Annotated in this window: 21 protein-coding genes; 13 read left to right on the top strand and 8 right to left on the bottom strand. The window is 33.8% G+C overall.

The features are described 5' to 3' along the window. Positions 1-154 precede the first annotated feature (154 nt). The 5 genes from SOM12_RS23350 to SOM12_RS23330 all read left to right on the top strand — a co-directional run bounded on the left by SOM12_RS23350 (position 155) and on the right by SOM12_RS23330 (position 2,866). Positions 155-1,105 (top strand): 2-hydroxyacid dehydrogenase, encoded by a 951-nt coding sequence (locus tag SOM12_RS23350; RefSeq protein ID WP_320495749.1) that lies wholly within the window; start codon positions 155-157, stop codon positions 1,103-1,105. Positions 1,106-1,294: 189 nt separating this feature from the next. Beyond that, a complete protein-coding gene (locus SOM12_RS23345; protein ID WP_320495748.1) occupies positions 1,295-1,711 on the top strand; it encodes a DUF805 domain-containing protein in 417 nt (138 codons plus the stop codon). 15 nt (positions 1,712-1,726) lie between these two features. Next, a complete protein-coding gene (locus tag SOM12_RS23340) occupies positions 1,727-2,005 on the top strand; it encodes a TM2 domain-containing protein (RefSeq protein ID WP_095930301.1) in 279 nt (92 codons plus the stop codon). Positions 2,006-2,205: 200 nt separating this feature from the next. Beyond that, positions 2,206-2,466 carry a TM2 domain-containing protein gene (locus tag SOM12_RS23335; RefSeq protein ID WP_320495746.1) on the top strand — a complete coding sequence of 87 codons (261 nt, stop codon included), beginning with the start codon at positions 2,206-2,208 and terminating at the stop codon, positions 2,464-2,466. A gap of 73 nt (positions 2,467-2,539) precedes the next feature. Beyond that, positions 2,540-2,866, top strand: coding sequence for a DUF2752 domain-containing protein (locus SOM12_RS23330; protein WP_320495745.1), 327 nt, complete (start codon positions 2,540-2,542; stop codon positions 2,864-2,866). A gap of 420 nt (positions 2,867-3,286) precedes the next feature. Here SOM12_RS23330 and SOM12_RS23325 read toward each other — a convergent pair whose 3' ends face one another. The 3 genes from SOM12_RS23325 to SOM12_RS23315 form a co-directional block, all read right to left on the bottom strand. Continuing rightward, positions 3,287-4,012, bottom strand: coding sequence for a hypothetical protein (locus tag SOM12_RS23325; RefSeq protein WP_320495743.1), 726 nt, complete (start codon positions 4,010-4,012; stop codon positions 3,287-3,289). A gap of 550 nt (positions 4,013-4,562) precedes the next feature. Further along, entirely contained in the window at positions 4,563-5,288 is a 726-nt protein-coding gene (locus tag SOM12_RS23320; protein WP_320495741.1) for a hypothetical protein, read from the bottom strand. A 248-nt stretch (positions 5,289-5,536) separates the two neighbouring features. Further along, positions 5,537-7,339 carry a lysophospholipid acyltransferase family protein gene (locus tag SOM12_RS23315; RefSeq protein WP_320495740.1) on the bottom strand — a complete coding sequence of 601 codons (1,803 nt, stop codon included), beginning with the start codon at positions 7,337-7,339 and terminating at the stop codon, positions 5,537-5,539. A gap of 118 nt (positions 7,340-7,457) precedes the next feature. Between SOM12_RS23315 and SOM12_RS23310 the strand changes: the two genes are divergently transcribed. From SOM12_RS23310 to SOM12_RS23300, 3 genes are all read left to right on the top strand, one after another. Further along, a complete protein-coding gene (locus tag SOM12_RS23310) occupies positions 7,458-8,219 on the top strand; it encodes an exodeoxyribonuclease III (RefSeq protein WP_095930307.1) in 762 nt (253 codons plus the stop codon). Positions 8,220-8,336: 117 nt separating this feature from the next. Continuing rightward, a complete protein-coding gene (locus tag SOM12_RS23305; protein WP_095930308.1) occupies positions 8,337-9,281 on the top strand; it encodes an OmpA/MotB family protein in 945 nt (314 codons plus the stop codon). Positions 9,282-9,544: 263 nt separating this feature from the next. After that, complete coding sequence (locus SOM12_RS23300; RefSeq protein WP_320495739.1) at positions 9,545-10,582, top strand: aldo/keto reductase; 1,038 nt, start codon at positions 9,545-9,547, stop codon at positions 10,580-10,582. Between the two features lie 162 nt (positions 10,583-10,744). Here the strand turns inward: SOM12_RS23300 and SOM12_RS23295 are convergent, their stop codons facing one another. From SOM12_RS23295 to panC, 5 genes are all read right to left on the bottom strand, one after another. After that, positions 10,745-12,709, bottom strand: a complete 1,965-nt coding sequence (locus SOM12_RS23295) for a transglycosylase domain-containing protein (RefSeq protein ID WP_320495736.1) — start codon at positions 12,707-12,709, stop codon at positions 10,745-10,747. Positions 12,710-12,729: 20 nt separating this feature from the next. Then, positions 12,730-14,091, bottom strand: a complete 1,362-nt coding sequence (gene radA / locus SOM12_RS23290) for a DNA repair protein RadA (protein WP_095930311.1) — start codon at positions 14,089-14,091, stop codon at positions 12,730-12,732. Next, positions 14,091-15,245, bottom strand: coding sequence for an alpha/beta hydrolase (locus SOM12_RS23285; protein ID WP_320495734.1), 1,155 nt, complete (start codon positions 15,243-15,245; stop codon positions 14,091-14,093). Before SOM12_RS23285 ends, radA begins: the two co-directional genes overlap by 1 nt. A 202-nt stretch (positions 15,246-15,447) precedes the next feature. Further along, complete coding sequence (gene panD, locus SOM12_RS23280; protein WP_008465481.1) at positions 15,448-15,798, bottom strand: aspartate 1-decarboxylase; 351 nt, start codon at positions 15,796-15,798, stop codon at positions 15,448-15,450. A 14-nt stretch (positions 15,799-15,812) separates the two neighbouring features. Beyond that, positions 15,813-16,661, bottom strand: a complete 849-nt coding sequence (gene panC / locus SOM12_RS23275; protein WP_320495728.1) for a pantoate--beta-alanine ligase — start codon at positions 16,659-16,661, stop codon at positions 15,813-15,815. A 106-nt stretch (positions 16,662-16,767) separates the two neighbouring features. Here panC and SOM12_RS23270 point away from each other — a divergent pair, with 106 nt between their 5' ends. The 5 genes from SOM12_RS23270 (at position 16,768) to SOM12_RS23250 (ending at position 24,852) form a co-directional block, all read left to right on the top strand. Beyond that, positions 16,768-17,574 (top strand): glycogen/starch synthase, encoded by an 807-nt coding sequence (locus SOM12_RS23270; protein WP_095930313.1) that lies wholly within the window; start codon positions 16,768-16,770, stop codon positions 17,572-17,574. A gap of 21 nt (positions 17,575-17,595) precedes the next feature. After that, positions 17,596-19,224, top strand: a complete 1,629-nt coding sequence (locus tag SOM12_RS23265) for a DUF4270 domain-containing protein (protein WP_320495726.1) — start codon at positions 17,596-17,598, stop codon at positions 19,222-19,224. A 9-nt stretch (positions 19,225-19,233) separates the two neighbouring features. Next, positions 19,234-21,084 (top strand): glutamine--fructose-6-phosphate transaminase (isomerizing), encoded by a 1,851-nt coding sequence (glmS, locus tag SOM12_RS23260; protein WP_320495724.1) that lies wholly within the window; start codon positions 19,234-19,236, stop codon positions 21,082-21,084. Between the two features lie 133 nt (positions 21,085-21,217). Continuing rightward, positions 21,218-21,706 carry an HXXEE domain-containing protein gene (locus SOM12_RS23255; RefSeq protein WP_320495722.1) on the top strand — a complete coding sequence of 163 codons (489 nt, stop codon included), beginning with the start codon at positions 21,218-21,220 and terminating at the stop codon, positions 21,704-21,706. A 317-nt stretch (positions 21,707-22,023) separates the two neighbouring features. Further along, on the top strand, positions 22,024-24,852 hold the full coding sequence (locus tag SOM12_RS23250; RefSeq protein ID WP_320495720.1) for a TonB-dependent receptor: 2,829 nt from the start codon (positions 22,024-22,026) through the stop codon (positions 24,850-24,852). Positions 24,853-24,902: the final 50 nt, after the last annotated feature.

Below are 24,902 nucleotides of genomic sequence, written 5' to 3'. Positions count from 1 at the left end.
AGTTAAAAAAAAATCTGACCAATAAAAAGTTTAGAAGCAAAGGCGCAAAGATTCAGAAGTTCAAAGTTTATTGTAATAGGAAAAACTTTGGGGCTTTGTGACTTCACGAGATCAAATTAACCGTATTTTTGTTTTTTATAAAATTTAGAAAAAAATGAGTATAAAAATTCTTCATATCGACAGCAATAATCCAATTTTATGGAATCAATTGGAAGAAGCGGGTTTCGAAAATCACGCCGATTTTAAATCTTCAAAAGAAGAAATTGAAGCGAAAATTCAAGACTATAATGGAATCGTAATTCGCAGCCGTTTCAAGATTGATAAGACTTTTTTAGACGCTGCAACAAAGTTGCAATTTATTGCGAGAGTTGGCGCAGGTCTGGAAAGTATTGACTGTGAGTATGCTTCTTCAAAAGGAATTCATCTTATTGCCGCTCCAGAAGGAAATCGCAATGCTGTTGCAGAGCATTCGCTTGGCGTAATTTTATCGTTATTAAATAATCTCAACCAAGCTGATGCAGAAGTAAAAGCCGGACATTGGAATCGCGAAAGCAATCGCGGCCATGAATTGGATTTAAAAACAGTCGGGATTATCGGGTACGGAAATATGGGAAAAGCTTTTGCTAAAAAACTAAGAGGTTTTGATACAGAAGTTTTATGTTATGATATTTTGGATAACGTTGGCGATGAAAATGCCAAACAAGTTTCGTTGGAAGAATTACGCGAAAAAACAGACGTTTTAAGTCTTCACCTTCCTTGGACACCAGAAACAGATAAAATGGTGAATAGCGACTTTATAAATGCGTTTAAAAAGCCTTTTTGGATCATTAATACTTCACGTGGTAAAAATATTGTTACAGCAGATTTGGTTGAAGCCCTGAAGTCTAAAAAAATTCTCGGTGCTGGATTGGATGTTCTGGAATATGAAAAGCTTTCGTTTGAAACTTTATTCCAAGAAAATAATACACCAGAAGCACTTCAATATCTTATGGAGGCAAAAAATGTATTGCTAACGCCTCATATTGCCGGTTGGACTTTTGAAAGTCACGAACGTTTGGCTCAGGTAATTGTAGATAAAATTAAAGCGGTTTATAGTAAAAAATAGTCTACAGCCTTTAGGTTTTAATAACGAGTTTTTTCTTGTAAATTTTATTTGGCAAGATTAGTTTTATTTGTTAATTTTTAATAATATTGTTTCCGAATTTAAAAGAATGAGTCTAAATAGATTCTTTTTTTTAAGTTCGGAGAAAACCGAAAATCCCAAGAGTAGGCCCAAAAACAAATTATCCTAAGTATGATTGAATGGTATAAAATTGCCATGTTCCAGAACTATTCAAATTTTAGCGGAAGAGCTAGAAGAAGTGAATATTGGTATTTTCGTCTGGCAACAGCAGTAATCTTTTTTGTGTTTATTGCTTTAGCTATAATAGTATCAATAATTGGCGGAGGATTTTTAGGTTTTCCAGTTGCAATAGGATTAATTGCTTTGTATTCTCTTATTGCTTTAATCCCATCTTTGGCTGTAACAGTTAGAAGGATGCACGACTTGGGTAAAAGCGGTTGGAATGTTTTAATTTCTTTTATTCCGTTGGTTGGTCCTATCTGGTTTCTTGTTTTATTAGCAACAGAAGGAGAACACGGAGAAAACTATTACGGTCCAGATCCTAAAAGTACTATTGAAGAAATTGATGAAATCGGAATTAATAATTAACTAAATAATATAAAAATGGAAACTACAAAACCAGAAAGCTGGAATACACCATCTCAACCTAGACAAGAGAATAAAAAAGTATTAGCAGGAATTATGGGAATTATTTTTGGATACTTAGGTATTCATAAATTTATCTTAGGATACACTCAAGAAGGAATCATCCAAATTGTAATTACAATCGTAACTTGCGGAGTTGGTAGTATAATTGGATTCATTGAAGGAATCATCTACTTGACAAAATCAGATGAAGATTTTTACCAAACGTACCAAGTTGGTAAAAAAGGCTGGTTTTAAGAGAAAAACGCATATAATAATAGAAATCCCATTCAGAACTGAATGGGATTTTTTTATGTCTAAAAATGTCTTTTCGTGATATTTTAAAAACTTTTAATGGCTCTAGAAGATTTTCAAAGTGAGTAATCTTGCACTCTGATAGAAGAGAGTAATGGAGTAACTGAAAATCCATAAAGAGTAGGGAATTATAAAAATAAGATATGGAAAACACAGGATTAAATTCAGGAAAAACAGAGAATAAAAAAACTACTGCAGGCATTTTAGGAATTGTATTAGGTTCTTTCGGTGTTCATAAATTTTATTTAGGATACCAAAAAGAAGGAATTATTCAACTTATAGTTACTTTGGTAACTTGTGGTTTAGGCGGCATGGTTGGATTTGTTGAAGGAATTATCTATTTAACAAAAGGCGATGATGAATTTTATCAAACTTATCAAGTTGGAAAAAAACCTTGGTTCTAAAATTAAACCGAGCTATAATAGACAATAATTTGTAAATAAAAATTGTAATTATAAATCCCATTCTCTTCGGTTAATGGGATTTTTTGCAATAAGAAACAAATCCGCGTTATCGGATTGTGGGATTACAAAATCACTGGTTTATTTTTATCAGGGAGATTTATACAAATCTGTTAGTTACCACATTTTAGGGCCTTTTGTAATTGCTTTTTGCTGGGTAACTATTATTGTGTTAGTAACAGAAATTATTACCAAAAAAGAATATTTTACAGGACTATTATACAATAAAAAACTAGCCTATAGATTGGCTTATTTTTTAGCTATTTATCATTTTGTACGATTGATTCTTTTTGTAAAAAACAATTCAATTGATGATATAATGCATCAGTCGATTTGGTTTTAAAACATAAAAAAATCCCATTCAGTCAGGAATGGGATTTTTTTATGTTTTCTAATAGTAGGTTTTCTTTTTCTGCTACGCCTTTTTTTAATACAATAATGGCTTATTAGGCACAAAATTAACCCTTGAGGCCTCTAGTTTTGTTTCAGATTTAAAAGGTCGTAAAGCTTTCTAAAACTATAAAACTGATTGCTCATCATAAATTAGTTTTAAATAAAAATTGTAATTAAAAAAATCCCATTTGCTGATGCGAATGGGATTTTTTATTTTGCCTGTATAGAGTGTGTAAAAAAAGAGCCGGAAAACTGTATGTTCTCTGGCTCTTTTGTTTTTGATTGGGTTTAATAAAAGTTAGCTGTACTAATTTAAAATTGTATTATCAACACCAACTAAATTTGTTCGCTTTTTTATTGTAACGTATTTTTATTGTAGTTTCTCAATAAAGATAATAACCTGAGCAGGAGCTATTGGTATATTTAGCCCAGTATTAGCATTAATTTGCGCATTACAAATTAGTGATACACGGTAAATTTCTTGTGAATTATGCAAGGTAATCATTAAGTTATACGTATCACGGTTAGCTGGGGTGACACCTTGTGCAGTTGCCACATACCATGTATTTGCTGCTGCTGCTGTAGTTCTCCAATTAGCAAAATAATTTCCACCGGCACCTGATACTTCACCAAACGCAGTAACCTGATTTGGGACTTTTGTTTGAAATTCAATCGAGTTAGCAGAACCTGTGCTACCGCTGTTAAATCGAATTGATAGATTACCAATAGTAGTGATAGAATTTAGAGGTGTCTGCGCATTAATTGGTGTTGAAGTACGAGCATATTGTATTGTCTTAATATCAGGTGATGTAGTGATTGCAACACCATCTATAGTTCCTACAACACCATTTGCGTCGACAACTACAGTTTTAACTGCGCTGTAAGTTTGATCTTTTGCAGTAGATGCAGTACCGTCAGTTTTTGTAGTAATTGCATTTGTTGCTCCATTTAATGGAAGACTTCTTAAACGGGTTGTTCCGTTTACGTCTAGCGACTCGGTTGGTGCTTTTACATTAACACCTAGTTTGTTGTTTGTTTGAGAGTACCCAAAAGCACAACATAAGATAAAAAGTGAAGAAAGGACTTTGTTTTTCATATTAAATTTTTTTAGTGATTTATAATTTATTTCAATTTTTAGCTCCCTAACTAAATGTAAAAAGCATTACTGTTATTTCGATGTTTATTTTTAATCGAATTTGAAATTGCAAAATTATAGCATGATGCTTATGTAGTATTACCTCTAAAAGCTTTTATAATTACACTTTAGGGTAAAAAATAAGATTGCAATAAGGAGTGTTAAATCAAATTGTGAAAAAAGATGAAAAGTGTGTTTGTTTACAAAAAAAGAAAGCCTGACTACTATAGAGTAATCAAGTTTTCTTTTTTATAAACTAAATTTGGCGGGAGTATTCTATTTATATGTGCTAGGGTTGTCATTAATTAAGCAGCTGGAAAAGGCGAAATTGTTTTAAGAAAAGAATAAAAAAAGTCCTATTTGTTTCAACAAATAGGACTTTTTTATTCTTATATACGAAAAGCTTCTTTTAAATTGTTTACTTTCTGGCTGTGATAGCACTTTATTTCTAGATTTTCAGTGCTGAAATTGTAATCGTGGGGCAAATTTCTATATTTTTCCGGTCGTTTTACTATTGCAGTTTTTCGATAAAAATGATAACCTGAGCAGGAACGATAGGTATATTTAGGGAAGTATTAGCTGCAATTGATGCGTTACAAATTAGTGATACGCGATAAATTTCTAATGAATTATGTAGTGTTATCATTAATGTATAGGTGTCACGATTTGCAGCTGTTACACCTTGTGCGGTTGCTTGGTACCATGTGTTTGCTGCTGCGGCAGTAGTTCTCCAGTTGGCGAAGTAATTTCCTCCGGCACCTGAAACTTCAGCAAATGCAGTAACCTGATTTGGTACGCTTGTTAGGAATTCAATCGAATTACCACTTCCCGTAGTTGTACTATTAAAACGAATAGATAGAATGCCAATTGTAGTAATAGAATTTGTAGGTGTTGACGCATTTATCGGAGTTGCAACGCGAGCATACTGTATTGTTTTTATTTCGGGTGCTACAGTAATTGCTATTCCGTCTATAGTTCCCATAACGCCGTTCGCATCGACAACCACTGTTTTAGTGGCGCTAAATGTTTGATCTTTTGCAGTAGATGCCGTGCCATCAGGTTTGGTATTGATTGCATTTGTTGCTGCGTTCGTCGGGAGTTCTCTTACACGAGCTATTCCGTTTATGTCAACTGTTTCGGTAGGCGTTTTAGTAGTAAAGCCTATTTTAGTATTCGTTTGCGGGTATACACAACAGCAGAATAAAATAAAAAGTGAAGAAAGTACTTTGTTTTTCATATTCTTTAATATTAGTAATTTGTAATTTATTTCAATTTTTACTTTTCCGTAAAAATGGCAATATTTCAATATTCAAAATAATAGATATGATGCGGCAAAATGGTATTGTATTCTTCATGTAGTATTGCCTCTTGAAGTTTTTTAGAGTAATACTTTAAATGTAATTAAGTATTAATTAAGTTGTTATGGTGGGCTTTTAATTCAAAGTTAAAAAAAATAGTATTTGATCTTCACTTATAAGAGAGAAATTAATCTTCTTTCTCCGATAATTTACGTTCCAGTTCTATCTGAAATTCTTCAATAACCGGTTTCATTGTACTTTCTGGAATATCTGCAATTCTAATATACATTAAACCGTCGATTGCATTGTTGAATAATGGGTCAACATTAAAAGCAACTACTCTTGCGTTTTGTTTGATGTATTTCTTAATTAAAACAGGCAAACGTAAGTTTCCTGGTTCTAATTCGTCAATGATTTTATCAAACTTATTCAAGTCAGATTCTGCTTCGTCAAAAATGAAATCTTTATCGGCGTCTTTTAGTTTTACTTTGTACGCTTTTTTCGGGTGAATGTATTGCGCGATATACGGATCGTAATAGTTCGACTTCATAAACTCAATCATCAATGATTTAGAGAAATCTGAAAACTGATTACTGATACTTACACCTCCAACTAAATATTTGTGTTCTGGATGGCGCAAAGTGGTATGAATAATACCTTTCCACAATAAGAACAAAGGCATTGGTTTTTGCTGATACTCTTTTACGATAAATGCACGGCCCATTTCAATCGATTTGTGCATCATATCATGAAGTTCTGGTTCAAATCTGAAAAGATCCGTTAAGTAGAAACCTTCAATTCCGTATTTTGGATAGATTTCAGAACCTAATCCCATACGATATGCTCCGGCGATTTTCTTGGTTTCATCATCCCATAAAAACATATGGTGATAATATTGGTCGTATTCGTCTAAATCGATAGATTCATTCGTTCCTTCTCCAACTTCACGGAAAGTTATTTCGCGTAAACGGCCGATTTCGTGCAAAATGTTCGGAATCTCTTTTGCGCTTGCAAAGAAAACCTCGTAGTTTTTGCTTTGTAAAAACCTGCTGTCACTATCACGTAATGCCTGAACTTCATCAATCAATTTTGATTCGCTTGCAGCTGTTACGATTTTTTTAGGTGCTTTCGGTATTTTAAGACTTGCTGTATCAATCAGTTTGGTGTCTTTTTCAAACGGATTAGCTAGCATATAGGTTTTCTTTCTCAAGAATTCTGAATATTCTTCAAAAGATTCAATTTCGTTTTGTTCAGATACAGAAATAGGTTTTCCGATACGAACTTTAATTACACGATCTTTTTGCGTAAGCAATTCAGAAGGTAATTTGGCGGTACGCAAAGTATCATCAATTTTAGAAAGCCAGTAGAATAATTTACTGTTTTTGGCATGAAAGTAAATTGGAACTACAGGAACTTTTGCTTTTCTGATTAATTTCAGCGCGCCTTCTTCCCAAGGTTTGTCCACTACTAATTTGCCATCTTTATAAGTAGAAACTTCACCAGCAGGAAAAATACCCAAAGGTTTTCCGTCGCTTAAATGGCGTAACGTTTCTTTAATGCCAATTACGCTCGATTTTGCATCCTTATGGTTTTCAAAAGGATTAACCGGCATAATGTATTTCTTCATCGGAACAATTCTGTGTAACAAGAAATTGGCAATGATTTTGAAATTTGGCTCTCTTTCAAGCATTAATTTCAAAAGCAAAATTCCGTCAATTCCACCAAGCGGATGATTTGAAATGGTAATATACGCACCATCTTTTGGTAGACGTTTTAAATCTTCTTCTGGGATTTCGAACTTAATTTCCATTTCATCCAAAATTCCATTCAAAAAGTCAAGGTCTTCCAAATGTTTATTACGATCGTAAATTTTATTAAGGGTCGAGATCTTAAGAACCTTCATAAGAATCCAGCCAGAAAAGGTACCAAAAACTCCGTACTTTTCAACATTTATTGCCTTTGCAACTTCTTTCGCGGTAACTAACCCCATGTACTACTTTTAATTTATTAGAACAGCGAACAAAGATAACAAAAAAGTCTACTTTTCGTTGTTTCCAAGACAAACTTTGCACTTTTTTATTACATTTGAAATCCTAAAAAAATCACTGATGAAAATTATTTCTTATAATGTAAACGGAATTAGAGCGGCAATAAACAAAGGGTTTATCGAGTGGCTGCAACAAGCAAATCCTGATGTAATATGCCTTCAGGAAATAAAAGCTACGCAAGATCAAATTCCGGTAGATGATATAACAGCAGCGGGTTATCCGTTTCAATACTACTATCCTGCAACCAAAAAAGGATACAGTGGAGTAGCTATTCTTTCTAAAACTAAACCAAACAATATTGTTTACGGTACGGGAATTCATCATATGGATTTTGAGGGTAGAAATCTTCGTGCAGACTTTGATGATGTTTCTGTAATGAGCTTGTATCTTCCATCTGGAACAAACATTGAAAGGCTGGATCATAAGTTTATGTTTATGGATGATTTTCAGAATTATGTCAACGAATTGAAACTTACGGTTCCGAACCTTATTATTTGTGGTGATTATAATATTTGTCACGAAGCAATTGATATTCACGATCCGGTTCGTAACAAAACAGTTTCTGGATTTCTTCCGGCAGAGCGCGCATGGTTAGATGCCTTTATGAAATCTGGATTTATAGATAGTTTCCGTCATTTCAATAAAGAGCCACATCATTATTCTTGGTGGAGTTACCGTGCAGGAGCGAGAGGAAATAACAAAGGCTGGCGTATCGATTATAATCTGGTAAGCAATGCGCTAGAAAAGAGATTAAAAAGAGCGGTTATACTACCAGATGCTATGCATTCAGACCATTGTCCGATTTTAGTCGAGATTGACTAATTTTTGGTATTGTTCTTGTTGAATGAATTTTGGTCTTAAAATTCAGATTGCAATTGGCATTGAATTTTGACATTAAAAAATTATTAAACGCCCCAGAATAAAAACGAATTAAAGAAGATGATTAAAAAAGCCTCCATCGGATTACTAGCATTAGCTTTGTCCACAACGTCGTGTGTTTCTAAGAAAATTTACAATGATCTAGAAACAAAATATTCAGATTTGAAAAAAGAAAATCGTTCTATTGCTGATGAAAATGAAAATTTGAAGAAAGCAAAGAATCAATTGGAAACCGATCGTGATAAACTGGTTAAAGATTTAGCAACTGCTAATGATGATTTGGCAAAACAAAAAGCAGATTTAGCGGCGGCTCAAAATAAATACAAAGTTTTACAAGATTCGTATAATGCATTGGAGAAAAACAGCAATGATGCACTAGAGAAAAACATGGCTAAAAACCGCGAATTGTTAGCGCAATTGGAAGCAAAGGGTAAAGCTCTTGCAGAGGAACAGGCTCGTTTGGACAAAACGGCAAATCGTCTAAAAGAATTGGAAGATATGATTGCAGCGAAAGAAGAAGCAATGCGTAAGCTTAAAGAAACTTTATCTAAAGCATTAACTGGTTTTGAAGGTAAAGGTTTGACAGTAGAACATAAAAACGGAAAAGTTTATGTTTCTATGGAAAACAAATTACTTTTCAACTCAGGAAGTTGGGCTGTTGGAACAGAAGGTAGAAAAGCGGTTGTCGAACTTGGAAAAGTTTTAGGTGATAATCCAGATCTTTCTGTTTTAATTGAAGGACATACAGACGACGATCCGTATGCTGGTTCGGGGCCAATCGCAAACAATTGGGATTTATCTACTAAAAGAGCAACAGCAATCGTAGCGATTTTAACCGAAAATCCAAAAATCAATAAACAAAAACTAACAGCAGCAGGAAGAAGCGAGTTTTCTCCTTTGGCAAGCAACGCAACTCCAGAAGGAAAAGCGAAAAACCGTAGAATCGAAATTATCTTAACTCCAAGATTAGATGAGATTGCGGAGATGCTTAATAGTATTAATTAAAGATGCTAAGGTTCTGAGATACTAAGTTTTTAAGATTTTAAAAAGGTTCAAAGTTTTACTTTGAACCTTTTTTATTGATTGGAATTTAAACTTAGAACCTTAGCTCCTCAGTACCTTAGCCTCTCAAAATAAATCTTGTACTTTTTTTAACCTTTCTCATTTTTAGATTTGAAAAATCGGTTCGTATCTTTGAAGACTTATTATTAAAAAAGGGAAAAAACTTAGAACCTTAGAATTTTAGCAACTCAGTATCTTTAAAAAAAATGAAATACACTACTTTACCCAACACCGATATAAAAGTTAGTAAAATATGCCTTGGAACAATGACTTTCGGGCAGCAGAATACAGAAGCAGAAGGGCACGAACAAATGGATTATGCTCTTGAAAGAGGAGTTAATTTCTTTGATACTGCCGAAATGTACTCGGTTCCTGCGAGTGAAGCGACTTACGGAAGCACAGAAAAAATTATTGGAACTTGGTTTAAAAAATCAGGAAATAGAGACAAAGTGGTTTTGGCATCTAAAATTGCGGGTCCGAATCCGAATTTTGGATACATGCGTGAGAAATTGGATTTTTCTCCAGCAAGTATTAAGTATGCAGTTGAAAACAGTTTGAAAAGACTACAGACTGATTATATCGATTTGTACCAAATGCACTGGCCAGAAAGAAAAACGAATAATTTCGGACAGCGCGCTTTTCACGGACATGATGATGTTTGGGAGGATAACTTTAGAGAAATTCTTGAAACTTTTGACGGATTAATCAAAGAAGGGAAAATCAAACATATTGGAGTTTCTAATGAAAATGCTTGGGGAATGATGCGTCTTTTGGAAGAAAGCAAATACAACAATCTTCCAAGAATTAAAACAGTTCAAAATCCATATTCTTTATTGAACCGTTTATTTGAAGTGAATTCTGCAGAAGTTTCGAAATATGAAAATGTTGGTTTGTTAGGATATTCGCCTTTAGCCTTCGGAGTTTTGACTGGAAAATTCTTAACTGGAGAAAGTCACCCGAAAGCAAGAATTAATCTTTTTCCGCAGTACAAACGTTACAATAGTGACCAATGTACTGAAGCGACTAAATTGTATCTGGAAATCGCTAAAAAACATGGTTTAACGTTAACGCAATTGGCAATGGGATTTGTTTTGCAACAGCCTTTTTTAACAAGTTCTATTATCGGAGCGACAACTATGGAACAATTAAAAGAAAACATCGACACAATTGATGTGGTTCTTTCTAAACAAATCTTAGCAGAAATTGATGCGGTTCAGGCTATAATTCCAGATCCTGCGCCTTAAAGTATATTTAACCGCGAAGAGCGCAAAGATTTACGCAAAGTTCGCAATGTTTTAATCAATAAAATAATAGAAAAGCACGCAAAGATTTTCCTTTTAAAAGTTAAAAAATCTTTGCGTGCTTTGCGTAAATCTTAGCGAACCTTGCGGTTAAACTTCTCTCAATTACAAATCAAATTCATCATCAACAGCCAAAGAATCTTTTTTGATTGCTGTAGAATCTGGAACTTTAATTTTTATGAGAGAACGTGCATTTCCTGAAATGTAAACAGGTAATAATCCAATTGTGTCTTCGGGAACTAAAAGACCTCTTCTAAACATTAAATTCTTTAAGAATTTTTGGTTCTTAATAGCATAATCTTTCAAGTTGCCTTGATCATTAAACTGATACATGAATTTTCTTGGTTTCGGAATAATAGTTGCCAAATACAAACATTCGTCAACATTTAAAGCCGAAGGGCTTTTTTGAAAATAGAAATGACTTGCTTCTCCAATTCCGTACACATTTGGTCCCCATTCAATAATATTGAAATACACTTCTAGCATTCTTTCCTTGCTTACAATTCGGTTGTTTTCTAAAATGTAAACCAGAAGAATTTCTTCAAGCTTTCGCGAAAGCGTCTTTTCACGAGTTAAAAAGACATTCTTAATTAACTGCATGCTGATTGTGCTGGCACCGCGAGAGAATTTCTTAGTTCGAATGTTTTTAAGAATCGATTGTTTGAACGCTTCGTTTATGAATCCGTGATGCGAGAAGAAAGAAGGATCTTCGGTTGTTAAAACACATTTTCTTAAATAAGGAGAAATTTGGTCCAAAGGCGTATAATTCGGATTTGCATTTCCGACCAAAACAGGTCGTTGCAACACATTCTGAATAATGGCACGATACACAAACTCGCCGTTTAGTTTATTTAAATCGGCTTCACCATATTTAGTGATTCGTAAATCTTCTTTGTTAAGCTTACTGTCAAAAACAAGCGTATTGGGTTTGTTTTTATTGAATTTGAAATCCAATTTGTAATCGAAATTTCCAGTTGCCTGCATTCCTTGAAAATGCGTGAATAAACCGTCGGGAAGCGAAACGATAAAATCTTGCGCTTTCATTTTTGGAATGTCCATTTTCAAAGTATAAATCGTGTCTTTTTCAGTATCATAAGAAATGTAAGGACGAACCTTGATTTTATTTAACTGCATGGTTGATGTACTGTCAATAGAAATAAAGCTATCGCCCAATAAAAATCGGTAATCAAAACGGGCATTTTTTATCACCACATCTTTGCTCGCGATTTTTGGGTGATTGATTTTAAGATTTGCGATAGAAGTGTAACCGTCTATATGGAGTTCACTGCCGCTTTTATCTATGTTTTGAACATTTAGGCGAATAGAATCAAAACTTGCTTTTAAGTTATAACGCTGATCTAAATACGGAACGCGAATAGCACCAGTATCTAAATTGAAAAAACGAATATCGGCCTTTTTATTTCTCGGATCAGCAAATCCTTTAATGTTCCAGCGCTGATCAAAATCTTTTGCTTGAACATGAAGATTGGTTTCGAGCTGTTTGTTGCTTAAAACGAGTTTGTCTACAGCGATATTGGTTTGTTTTCCGTTATCGTCAATTTTGAATTTGAAATTTTTCAAATCCATATCGGTCGGAACCAAATTCAATACTTTCGAAATGATTCTGTAAGCAAAAGCAGCGTATTTACGTTTTTCATTTGAATCGGTTTCTTCTCGATCTCTTTTTAGAAAAGCATCAAAATTTCGTTTTTTGCCTTTTTTTACTAATTGAATATATCCATTGTCTACTTTTAAAGTTCCAACTTGAACATCTCCAATTAATAAATTACTTAAACTGATGCTGGTTTCGACATTTTTAATTTTGACAAGCGTATCAGCATTTATTGGAGCTAAAACTACATCTGTCAATTTTATAGTCGATAAACCATCAAATGAAGCCGATTGTACAGAAAAGTTACTTTGGTATTGAACAGCCATTTTATGGGTAACTTTTGCAATGGCTTGTTTTAAAAGGGAATCACGAAAATAGTAAAGTCCGATGCAAAGCACTACGATTACTATTCCTAGTATTTTTAATGCTTTGTATATTTTTTGTTTTGGGAAATTCATAGGAGGAGTGGTATTTGAAATCAGCCAAAAAGGATACTTGCAACATCTTCAATTTTTGCTACAAGCTCAATCTTAATTCCGGTATTTTTTAAAGCAATTTTGTTGTATTTAGAAACAAAAATAGTATCGAAACCTAGTTTTTCAGCTTCCTGAATGCGTTGATCTACACGGTTTACAGGACGAATTTCGCCAGAAAGTCCAACTTCGCCAGCAAAACAGAATCCTTTTCCAACCGGAATATCTTCATTTGATGATAAAATTGCAGCAACAACCGCCAAGTCAATTGCAGGATCATCAACAGAAATTCCGCCAGTTACATTCAAGAAAACGTCTTTTGCGCCTAAGCGAAATCCAGCTCTTTTTTCTAAGACAGCCAAAATCATGTTTAGCCTTTTTGCGTTGTAACCTGTTGTACTTCTTTGCGGTGTTCCATAAACAGCGGTACTCACTAAAGATTGTATTTCGATCATCAACGGACGCATACCTTCTAAAGTTGTTGCAATTGCAGTTCCCGATAATTCTTCGTCTTTATGAGAAATCAGGATTTCAGAAGGATTGCTAACTTCTCGCAATCCGCTCCCCAACATTTCATAAATTCCTAGTTCTGATGTAGATCCAAAACGGTTTTTAAGCGAACGCAAAATTCGATAAATATGATTTCTGTCGCCTTCAAATTGGAGCACAGTATCGACCATATGTTCTAGAATTTTTGGTCCAGCGATATTTCCGTCTTTTGTAATGTGCCCAATCAAGATTACGGGGATATTACTCTCTTTAGCAAATTTTATCAATTCTGCTGTGGTCTCACGAATCTGAGAAATACTTCCCGCAGTCGATTCGATATAATCAGTATGTAAAGTCTGAATCGAGTCGATTATGACTACTTCAGGCTGAATGGTTTCAATTTGTTTAAATATATTCTGCGTTTTGGTTTCAGTAAGAATATAACAGTTGTCGCTGTTTGGAGTTATTCTTTCTGCGCGCATTTTAATTTGTTTCTGACTTTCTTCTCCGGAAACATATAATGTTTTATAAGGTAACTTTAATGATACTTGAAGTAAAAGTGTACTTTTTCCGATGCCGGGCTCACCGCCCAAAAGAGTCAAAGATCCAGGGACAAGTCCGCCGCCTAAAACACGATTCAATTCGCTATCAGTAGTGTCCATTCGGACTTCCTGTGTAGAATCAATTTCGTTAATTTTTAAAGGTTTTGGTGCTTTGCTTGTTGGAGTAGGTTCACTCTTCCAAGCGACCTTATCTTGTTTTTGAATGATTTCTTCGGCAATCGTATTCCATTCTTTGCACGCGTTGCATTGCCCTTGCCATTTGGCATATTGGGTTCCGCAGTTTTGGCAGAAAAAGGAAGTTTTAACTTTTGACATTATTTACTTTTTTTAGCAAGTGTATTCATTTCGTCAATTTTCTCATACATCAAGTCTTTGTTCAAATCACCAATTGGCTCCATTTGTGAAGCGTTTTGGTATTTTTTCGAAGCATGTTTAGGATCGCCCATTTTTTCGTACATCAAACCTAATTCATATTCTCCCAACATGGCTTTAGGATAATTTACATTTCCAATTTCAGCCATTTTTCCTAACTCATCGTAGGCATTTCTTTTTAGAATAAGGTTTTCCATTACTTTAAAATCGCTCATTCGAACTGGAATTTGAACTCCTAAAACTTCAGACATTGTAGCGTATTTTTTTTCTAAATATTCTGCATAACCTGTTTGAAGAACCGCAATTTTGTCGTTGTATTCGGCAGAATTTATAGGACGGTATACTTCAAAAATCTGATATAGTGCACTTGGTATAGAATGCAATACTTCTGTATAATGTGTTGCGCCTTTAAATACATCATATTTATAATTCACTAACGGATTATTGGCGATTTTAATATTGCTGTTTAATTTTTCTATTGGCTCTTTAATTTTTTTAATATCACCTTCTCCTGCAGAAAGGTAATAGAAGACAGGGCTTTTTATTTTAGCAAATTTCTCTGCAATACGCACTTCCATTTTTGGGGCTAGCTCTGGACTTAAACAGATGTAGGCATTAAAAAGCGGGATTTCTTTGTACAAATAAAAATTGGCAAAACTTGCTGTTACATCATGACCTGCAATAAGTCTAAAAGGCGAAGTGCGGTATTTTTTTTCGATATATGGCACTAATTCAGCTCCGATAAATTCGAAAAATTTTGCGCCTTTTTCAAAAGGAAGTCCTTCATTTTGGTCGATTGTTGTGTCATCAAAACGTTCTCCATCTTTATTTTGATGAATTCCAATGATAATCATTTCTGGAATATCATCCCAATAAGTTCCGTAGCTTACAGCTCCAGAAAAAGGATCAAATAAATAATCTCCATCCAATAAATAAAGAACAGGATATTTTTTGTCTTTGTTGGCTTCGTAAGAAGCAGGAAGTCCAATTGTAATTCTACGCTCTTCTCCGAGTTTTTCCGATTTAATGTTATCGAACGTTTTTTGGGCAAACGACGAAAACGAAATTAATAAAAATAGTAGGTAAACTTTTTTCATGATTTGTGGCATTTCAGTAAATTAAAAAGTATTGAAAATAGTGTAGCAATATACTATTTTATTTGCTTCTTTGTTAAGTAGGTTAAATTTTGAAGCACAGTATTTTAGCGTCAAAATCATTTTGGATTAAGACAAAAGAAAGATTTTTTGTTCAAAATTGACTTTTGACAAAGTAGGGGAATTCGGTAAGAAAAAGAAAATCTTAGGTTAAAGAATTGTCGTTTTCATTCGGGAAAATAATCCATGGTTTGAAGGTTTTTGCTTCTTCAAAATCCAAAGTAGCATAAGAAATGATAATGATGATATCATCTTTTTGCACTTTTCTAGCTGCAGGACCATTTAAAGTAATTTCTCCTGAATTTTTTTCACCTTTAATAGCGTAAGTCTCAAAACGCTCGCCATTATTAATGTTAACAATAGATACTTTTTCGCCTTCAATAATATTTGAAGCCTCTAGTAGAGTTTCATCAATAGTAATACTTCCAATGTAATTTAAATCGGCTCCAGTTACTTTAACTCGATGAATTTTTGATTTTATAACTTGAATTTGCATGCTGCAAAGTTAGATTAATTTAATGAAATGGTGTCAATCAGTCTTATAGAATTAACAAATACCGCTATAAATGCGCGATATTTTTTATCATTCTCTTTCTTATCGATAGACAAAAGTGTAGATTCGTCAGCAATAACAAAATACTCCAGTTCGAACTCTTTGTTGTCTTTGAAGGAATTTTCTACAAATTCGATTGTTTCTTGCGGAGAGTGAGTTTGGAAAATCTCTTTTGCCTCGGTTAAAACTTTGTAGATAATAGAAGCATCTTTTCTTTCTTGCGAAGTTAGACGTTCGTTTCTTGAGCTCATTGCAAGTTCATTTTCTTCTCTAAAAATAGGACAACCGACAACGTTTACTGGTAAATCAGTTTTTTCAACTAATTTTTTTACAATTTGAAGCTGCTGAAAATCTTTTTCTCCAAAATAGGCATTTGTTGGAGTTACGATTTCAAAAAGACGTTTTACAATTGTTCCGACACCATTAAAATGACCAGGTCTGAATTTTCCTTCCATCTGGTTTTCCAATCCGTCAAAATCAAAAGTCTGCGAAACGGTATTTCCTTCATAAATATCTTCGACTGAAGGTGCGTATAAAATAATTTTATCGCTTAATGTACGCATTTTCTTAACATCTTCTTCTAGTGTCCTAGGATATTTTGCTAAATCTTCGGCGTTGTTAAATTGAGTTGGGTTGACAAAAATACTTACTACTGTATCGTTGTTTTCTTTTAACGAACGTTGCATTAAAGCCAAATGTCCTTGGTGTAAAGCGCCCATTGTGGGTACAAATCCGATAGTAGAATTTGCGGTTTTGATAGTTTTAAGATAAGCTATCAACGCTGCTTTACTGTAGAAAATATGCATTGAGGTATTATTAAAATTTATGCAAACATAATATATTAGTTATAAACTGCATAAATTTTTGTAATTTTGCGACGTTTTTATTACCAAAATTAAGTAAAATACTATTATGAAAGATAAGAGGATATTATATGTATCATCTGAAGTCGTGCCTTACTTGGCTGAAAATGAGGTTTCTTTAATGTCTTATGACGTTCCGAAAATGATTAATGACCAAGGCGGTCAGATAAGAATTTTCATGCCAAGATATGGAAATATCAATGAGAGAAGACACCAATTGCATGAAGTGATTAGACTTTCAGGGATGAATTTGGTAGTGAATGACTTAGATATGCCGTTGATTATTAAAGTAGCTTCCATTCCGAAAGAAAGAATCCAGGTTTATTTTATTGATAACGATGAATATTTCAAACGTAAAGCCACTTTTACAGATGAAGAGGGTGCTTTATATCCAGATAATGACGAAAGAGCAATTTTCTTTGCAAAAGGCGTTGTGGAGACTGTGAAAAAATTAAACTGGGTTCCAGATATTATACACGTTCACGGTTGGCTTGCGGCAATGCTACCCATTTATATGAAGCATTATTATAAACACGAAGCACTATTTTCTGAAACGAAAATTATTACTTCTGTTTATGGCCAGTCATTTGATGAGAACCTAGATTTAGAAATGATAAATAAAGTTAAATTTGACGGTGTTCCTCATGAAGCAGTGTCAGATTTGGAAGTGCCAAATTATGAGAATGTTTTAAAAGCTAGTATTTTACATTCTGATGGTGTGATCATTGCATCAGAGAATGTTTCTCCAAGTTTAACAAAATTTATAGAATCTTCAGGAAAACCTTTTTTACCTTTCGCCACGAAAGATGCATTTGCTGACGCTTATACAAATTTCTATAGAACATTTGGACTTTAAATTTTAATTTTATTTTTTGACATGTATAAAACTTCTTTTATTAAGAAAGCTCTTTTGGCTGTAATGGCTGTTTTTCTATATTCTTGTGACAAAGATTTTAATGCGATTGGTGATGGTTTGATTGGAGATGATCATTTTGGACTTGAAGCTGAAAAATACGATGTTGTAGCATTTAATCAAGAAGTTACCCCTATTCAATCAAATACCATGACACCAAATGCTCTTGGTATTTTAGACAATCCGCTTTTTGCAAGCACTACGGCAAATTTTGTAACTCAGGTAGGACTTTCTAGCTATCCTATAAAAGTTGGGGATTCTCCAGTAATTCAAAGTGTTGTGCTTGAAATTCCATATTTCAACCATGCAACAACTACAGATAATGAAGGGAATACCACTTATGTATTGGATTCTATTTATGGAGACAAAAATGGAAAAATAAAATTAAGTGTTTATGAGTCTGGAATCCAGATGAGAAGCAGTTATTTAAGTGGAGGTACCCAGTTGCCGCAGTTTTATTATACAGATCAAAACAGTGAATTTGACAGTAAAAAAGTGGGCTCAAGATTGAATGATGGAGATGTTTTGCAAAATGATGAATTCTTTTTTGATGCAAAAGAAATTGTAATAAAAACAACAGATCCTACTACTAAAGTAGAAACAACTACAAGAAAAGCGCCTCAAATGACGCTGCAGCTTAACAAGCAGTTTTTTCAAGATAGGATATTAAATGCAGATGCTTCAAAGCTTGCTGCAGAAGATGTTTTTCAAGAATATTTTAGAGGTTTGTATTTTAATGTTGAGAAATCTGGATCTAATCCGAGTAATTTGGCGCTGATGGATTTTTCTAAAGGGGTTATTACAATTAAATACAAAGCAAAAACTAGTTCAACTACAGATGATCCAGAAGCTACCGAAGACAAGGAGATTCTTTTGAACTTGAAAGGTACTTTTACAACTACGGCTAATTTTCTACAAGATACTAGAAATGCAGACTATCAAAGTGCTATAACAACAAACGTAAATAAAACAGATGGAGATGAAAGGCTTTATTTAAAAGGTGGAGTAGGCTCTTTGGCGGTTATAAAACTTTTTAATCCAACAGATGTTTTAAGTTATGATTCTAATGGTGCGGTAGTAAATGGAGCAAATGGAGTTCCTGACCAATTGGATGAAATTAGAAGTAATGTCGCTATTAAGAATTGGAAAGTAAACGAAGCTAATTTAGTTTTCTATATCGATGCTGATAAAATGACTGGTACACAAGAACCGAATAGAGTGTATTTGTATAATTTAACAGATAATGCCATTTTAGCAGATTACTCTACAGATGCTGTATCTGCTTATGGTGGAGTAATTAGTAAAGGTACTGATAAAAGAGGTAAAAGCTATAAAATTAGAATAACGAGCCATATTCGTAATTTAGTAAAAGATGCGACAGTTAAAAATGTTGATTTAGGCTTGGTTGTTTCTCTAAGCCCAACTACAGTTGCGTTTAATGCGCTTAAGGATAAAAATGCTATTACTCCAGTAGTGCCTAGAACATCATTATTAAATCCGCTTGGGACAATTATATATGGAGGAAAAGTCTCTACTTCTACTCCAGAAGATAAAAGATTGAAACTTGAGGTGTACTATACGAAACCAAATTAATAAATATATATGTGTGGAATTGTTGGATATATCGGTCATCGAGATGCTTATCCTATTGTAATAAAGGGATTAAAGCGTCTGGAGTACAGAGGATATGATAGTGCCGGCGTTATGTTGTATGACAACGAGTCGGGCATTAAAGTTTGCAAAACAAAAGGTAAAGTTTCAGATCTTGAAGCTAAAGCCGATGAAGGTTTTTCAATAAACGGTAATATTGGAATTGGACACACACGTTGGGCAACTCACGGGGTTCCAAATGATGTGAATTCGCACCCTCATCTTTCTAATTCTGGAGATTTAGCAATTATTCATAACGGAATTATCGAGAATTATGCGCCTTTAAAAGAGGAGCTTATCAAAAGAGGTTATAATTTTAAGTCGGATACAGATACTGAAGTTTTAGTTAATTTAATAGAAGAAGTTCAAAAGAAAGAAAATCTTAAATTAGGTAAAGCTGTACAAGTTGCATTGAACCAAGTTGTTGGTGCCTATGCAATTGCTGTTTTTGATAAAAAAAATCCGAATGAACTTGTTGCGGCTAGATTAGGAAGTCCGTTAGCAATTGGTGTTGGAGAAGGAGAATATTTTATTGCTTCTGATGCTTCACCATTTATTGAATATACTTCTAATGCAGTTTATTTAGAAGATGGCGAAATGGCAAATATTAGATTGCATAAGCCAATTAAAATTAGAAAAATCCAAGATGACTCTTTAGTGGATCCTTATATTCAAGAACTTCAAATGAATTTGGAGCAGATTGAAAAAGGAGGGTATGATCATTTCATGCTTAAAGAAATCTATGAGCAACCAAGTGTAATTAAAGACACTTATAGAGGAAGACTTCATGCTAATGAAGGAATTGTTCAGATGGCAGGTGTTGAGGATAATCTGGAGAAATTCTTAAATGCAAAACGAATCCTGATTGTTGCTTGTGGAACTTCTTGGCACGCAGGTTTAGTAGCAGAATATATCTTTGAGGAATTTACCCGTATTCCTGTAGAGGTAGAATATGCTTCTGAGTTTAGATACAGAAATCCGATTATTAATAAAGATGACGTAGTTATTGCAATCTCACAATCTGGTGAAACTGCAGATACTATGGCGGCTATTAAATTGGCTAAAGAAAACGGAGCGTTTGTATTTGGAGTTTGTAACGTAGTGGGTTCTTCTATTTCTAGAGAAAGCCATGCAGGGGCTTACACACACGCAGGTCCAGAGATTGGAGTAGCTTCTACAAAAGCATTTACGACTCAGATTACAGTTTTAACGATGATTGCTTTACGTTTAGGAAAAGCAAAAGGAACGTTGTCAAATACAGATTTCCATACGTATCTTCAAGAATTAGAAATTATTCCTGAGAAAGTTGCTGAAGCGTTAGAAACTAATGATAAAGCAAAAGAAATTGCCGCTGCTTTTAAAGATTCGCCAAACTGTCTTTATTTAGGTAGAGGATATAATTTCCCTGTTGCTTTAGAAGGTGCATTAAAATTAAAAGAGATTTCATATATCCACGCAGAAGGATATCCGGCTGCAGAAATGAAGCACGGCCCGATTGCTTTAATTGACGAATTTATGCCTGTTATTGTTATTGCTCCTAAACAAGGACACTACGACAAGATTGTAAGTAACATTCAGGAAATTAAATCAAGAAGCGGTAAAATTATTGCTGTTGTTACAAAAGGAGATACTCAAGTACGCGAATTGGCAGATTATGTAATCGAAATTCCAGAAACTTCAGATGCATTATCGCCATTGGTTACCACAATTCCGTTGCAACTACTTTCTTATTACATTGCAGTAATGAGAGGTTGTAATGTTGACCAGCCTCGTAACCTAGCGAAGTCGGTTACAGTAGAATAGATTCTATTAAATACAAATATGTTAAAAAAGCGAGATTTAGGTCTCGCTTTTTTTTTGTTGTTGTTGTTGTTCATTTTTACTATAATACTTTTGTAAGATTAAGCGTGCTTTGTGTGTTTGTAATTTAAGAAGTATGACAAATAAATTATTGAAGATTTCGCTCCTTATGCCAGTATTGTTTATACTGCATAATATTGAGGAGTTCCTTGGTTTTGATAAAATGAAAGCCATTATGTCGAATACGGTTTTGGGAGGGCTTTATCAAAAAGAACAGTTTTTAACTGCAATTGTAATTTTGAGTATAATAGTTGCTGTTTTATTTTGGCTTAATTATAGAGTTAATAGCAGGATTTTTAATTATACTATTTTTTTAATTAGTATCGCGATTGGTATAAATGCGATTTTTCATTTGGTGGGTTCATTAAAAGCTTGGGAATTGCTTCCTGGAGTTATAACTGCTGTTTTTATATTTTTTTATGATGTAGTTTTCATACGATTATTCCTGAAAGAGATAAGAATTGAAAAAAGATCACTTTTGTTATTCTTAATCATTGGTTTTTGTGTTATGATAATTGCTATTGTCGCCGCATTGCTGGCAGGGAAATTAATTTCTTATATTTGAAGTAGTTGTATAGTTGTGTGGTTAGAGAAGAGTTAAAAAAGCGAGATTTAGGTCTCGCTTTTTTTTATTGTCAATAATTTTTTTTGACACATGTATTTTTATGAAATTTTCAGTTTTTTGATTAAAATTTATATGTATGCATAGTATATTGGTTTTTCTTATCATTTTATTTGTTTTTATTATAATAAATTGAATTAATAAATAGTTAAAATATTGTATATTTTGATGGTAAATATTGATTTTATTTAACGTTTTTTTATGCATATTAAAATATTTTCTTATTTTGGCTATATATACTAACGAAAAACTAACCCAAAATGAGAGTCTACTTGCTAATTATGTTGTTATTCAGCGGAGTGTCCTTTGCGCAGAATACAATTACAGGTTCGGTTACAGATGCTAATAAGCAATCTATCCCTGGTGCTAATGTTGTTGTTGTCGGAGAAAATAGTGGTGCTTCTACTGATTTCGATGGATCGTTTAAATTGACTACTAATGCTAAACCGCCTTTTTCTTTAAAAGTTTCGGCAGTAGGATTTGAAACTAAAACGATAAACGTAACAGCTGCAAATCAAAAAGTGAATGTGATTTTAAAGGATGAAGAAACAAAATTGGATGAAATTGTAGTTTCTGCATCAAGAACGCCAGAAAGAATTCTGGAGTCTCCTGTAACCATTGAGAGAATGGGGGCTCAGGAAATCAAAAAAACGGCTTCTCCTTCTTTTTATGATGGTTTAGAGAATATGAAAGAAGTGCAGATGAATACAAGTAGTATGTCGTTCAAGTCTATAAATACTAGGGGGTTTGCTACTGTGGCGAATACTCGTTTTATGCAGCTAGTAGATGGAATGGATAATTCGTCTCCGTTATTGAATTTTGTTTTAGGAAACATGATTGGAGTTTCGGAAATTGATGTTCAAAGTGTGGAATTGCTTCCGGGGGCATCGTCTGCTCTATATGGGGCTAATGCTTTTAATGGTATTTTGTTTATGACTAGTAAAAGCCCGTTTGTAGATCAAGGGGTTTCGGCTTATTTAAAGTATGGGGTAACTTCTCAAGAGGCTGCAGGCACAAATGGCTATTATGATTTTGGTGTTCGATTTGCTCGTGCTTTTAATAAATATATTGCGGCTAAAGCAAACATTACTTACATGCAGGCTACTGATTGGTATGCTACAAATTATAATGACAAGACTAGGGCAGGTGTTGATAGAACGAATCCTAATTATGATGGAATTAACGTGTATGGAGATGAAGCAGCTACAAATATTAAGGGTGTTGGTCAGAAGTTGGAAGCAATGGGTTTGATTCCGGCAGGGGCATCTAATCTTTTGCCGAATTCTATGGTTAGTAGAACAGGGTATAATGAAATTGATTTGACAGATAATAAAGCTGCGAATATGAAAGTTGATTTCTCTTTGCATGGAAGACCTTTTGGAGATGAAAGATTGGAAGTTATTTGGCAGAGTAAAATTGGTACTGGAAATGCTGTTTATCAAGGGGCAAACAGGTATTATTTGAATAACTTTTTTATGTATCAGAATAAATTAGAGCTTAAAGGGAAAAACTTTTTTGTAAGAGGTTACATGACTGGAGAGGATGGAGGAAATTCTTATGATATGATTTTTACCGGTATTAATGTAAATAGAAAATGGAAAGACGATAATACTTGGTTTGGTCAATATGCTGGGGCTTTCATACAAGGGACTTTGGCAGGAATGAATCCGCAACAAGCACATGCAGCGGCTAGATCTACAGCAGATACAGGTCGTTTTTTACCAGGAACGCCTCAGTTTAACAATGCGTTCAATCAGGTTATAAATGATCCGGATGTTTTAACTGGATCAAGATTGGTGGATAATTCAAAAATGTATCACTCAGATGCAAATTATAATTTCAGAGATGTAATAAAATTTGCTGAAATTCAAGTTGGAGGATCTTTTAGAGCCTATGAGTTAAATTCTCATGGAAGAATTTATACGGATGCTAATAGTCAGATAAATTACAATGAATATGGTGCATATGCGCAATTGATGAAAAAATTTATGGACGACAGATTGAAGTTTACAGGATCTCTTCGTTATGATAAATCTAAAAACTTTGATGGTAATTTCTCTCCACGTTTATCTCTTGTGTATTCTGCAGGTGAAAAAAGAAATCATAATTTCAGAGGGTCTTTCCAAACAGGTTTTAGAAATCCAACAACTCAAGATCAGTACATAGGATTTAATATCGGAAATGCAGTATTATTGGGTTCTGCTCCTGATAACTTAACTAGATTTAATGAAACATTCAATTTAAGTGCAGAAGGCCAACTTTATACAGGAAGTCCAACAAAAGTTATGAATGGTAACGATGCTTATGGGAATTCTTATATAGCAAGTTCAGTAACTGCATTCTCTGCAATGGCAGGAACAGATCCAGTTGGTGCTGCTGCGTTGTTGAAAAAATCTAGAGCTAATTATGTAAAGCCAGAAGAAGTAAAAGCTTTTGAGTTAGGATACCGTTCTGTTTTTGAAGGGACATCAATAGATATTAATGGGTACTATAATATTTACAACAATTTTATTGGTAATTTAAATGTGGTTTCTCCTTTCTACGGAACCGCTCAAGATAATCCTAACATTGCTGCAGGAACTTCTGATCCAGGTGTTCAGTCAATTAGAGCGCTTCAGAATGGAGAATATAGAACGTATCAATTGTATACAAATTCAGATGTAGAAATAAATTCATTGGGATTTGGAATTGGACTTTCTAGAAAAATTATTTCAAACTTTGAGTTGGGAGTGAGCTACAACTATGCTCAGTTTGATTTTGATCAAGCAAAAGACCCAAGTTTTGAGCCTGGATTTAATACGCCAAAACATAGAATTAAAATGTCAATTGGAAATGATAAGCTGTTTAAGAATTTCGGATTTAATGTTAGCGGAAGATGGAATAGTGAATATTTATGGCAGGCTGGTTTTGCTGATGGTATAATTAAAGAGGCAACTGTAATTGATGCTCAGATTAATTATGGAATTCCGAAATTGAAATCGGTAGTAAAATTAGGAGCTGCTAATATTGGCGGTAAAGAATACTATCAAGTAATTGGAGCTGGATTAATCGGACAGCAGTATTTTGCTTCTTGGACTATTAATCCATAATTGATTGTTTAACTCTTAGTCAAATTCATTATTTATGTTTCTCGATGCAG

The sequence above is a fragment of the Flavobacterium sp. CFBP9031 genome (genome assembly GCF_034044945.1).
Lineage (GTDB): Bacteria > Bacteroidota > Bacteroidia > Flavobacteriales > Flavobacteriaceae > Flavobacterium.
The sequence above is the reverse complement of the archived record's forward strand: the minus strand, read 5'-3'. Positions and strand labels throughout refer to the sequence as shown.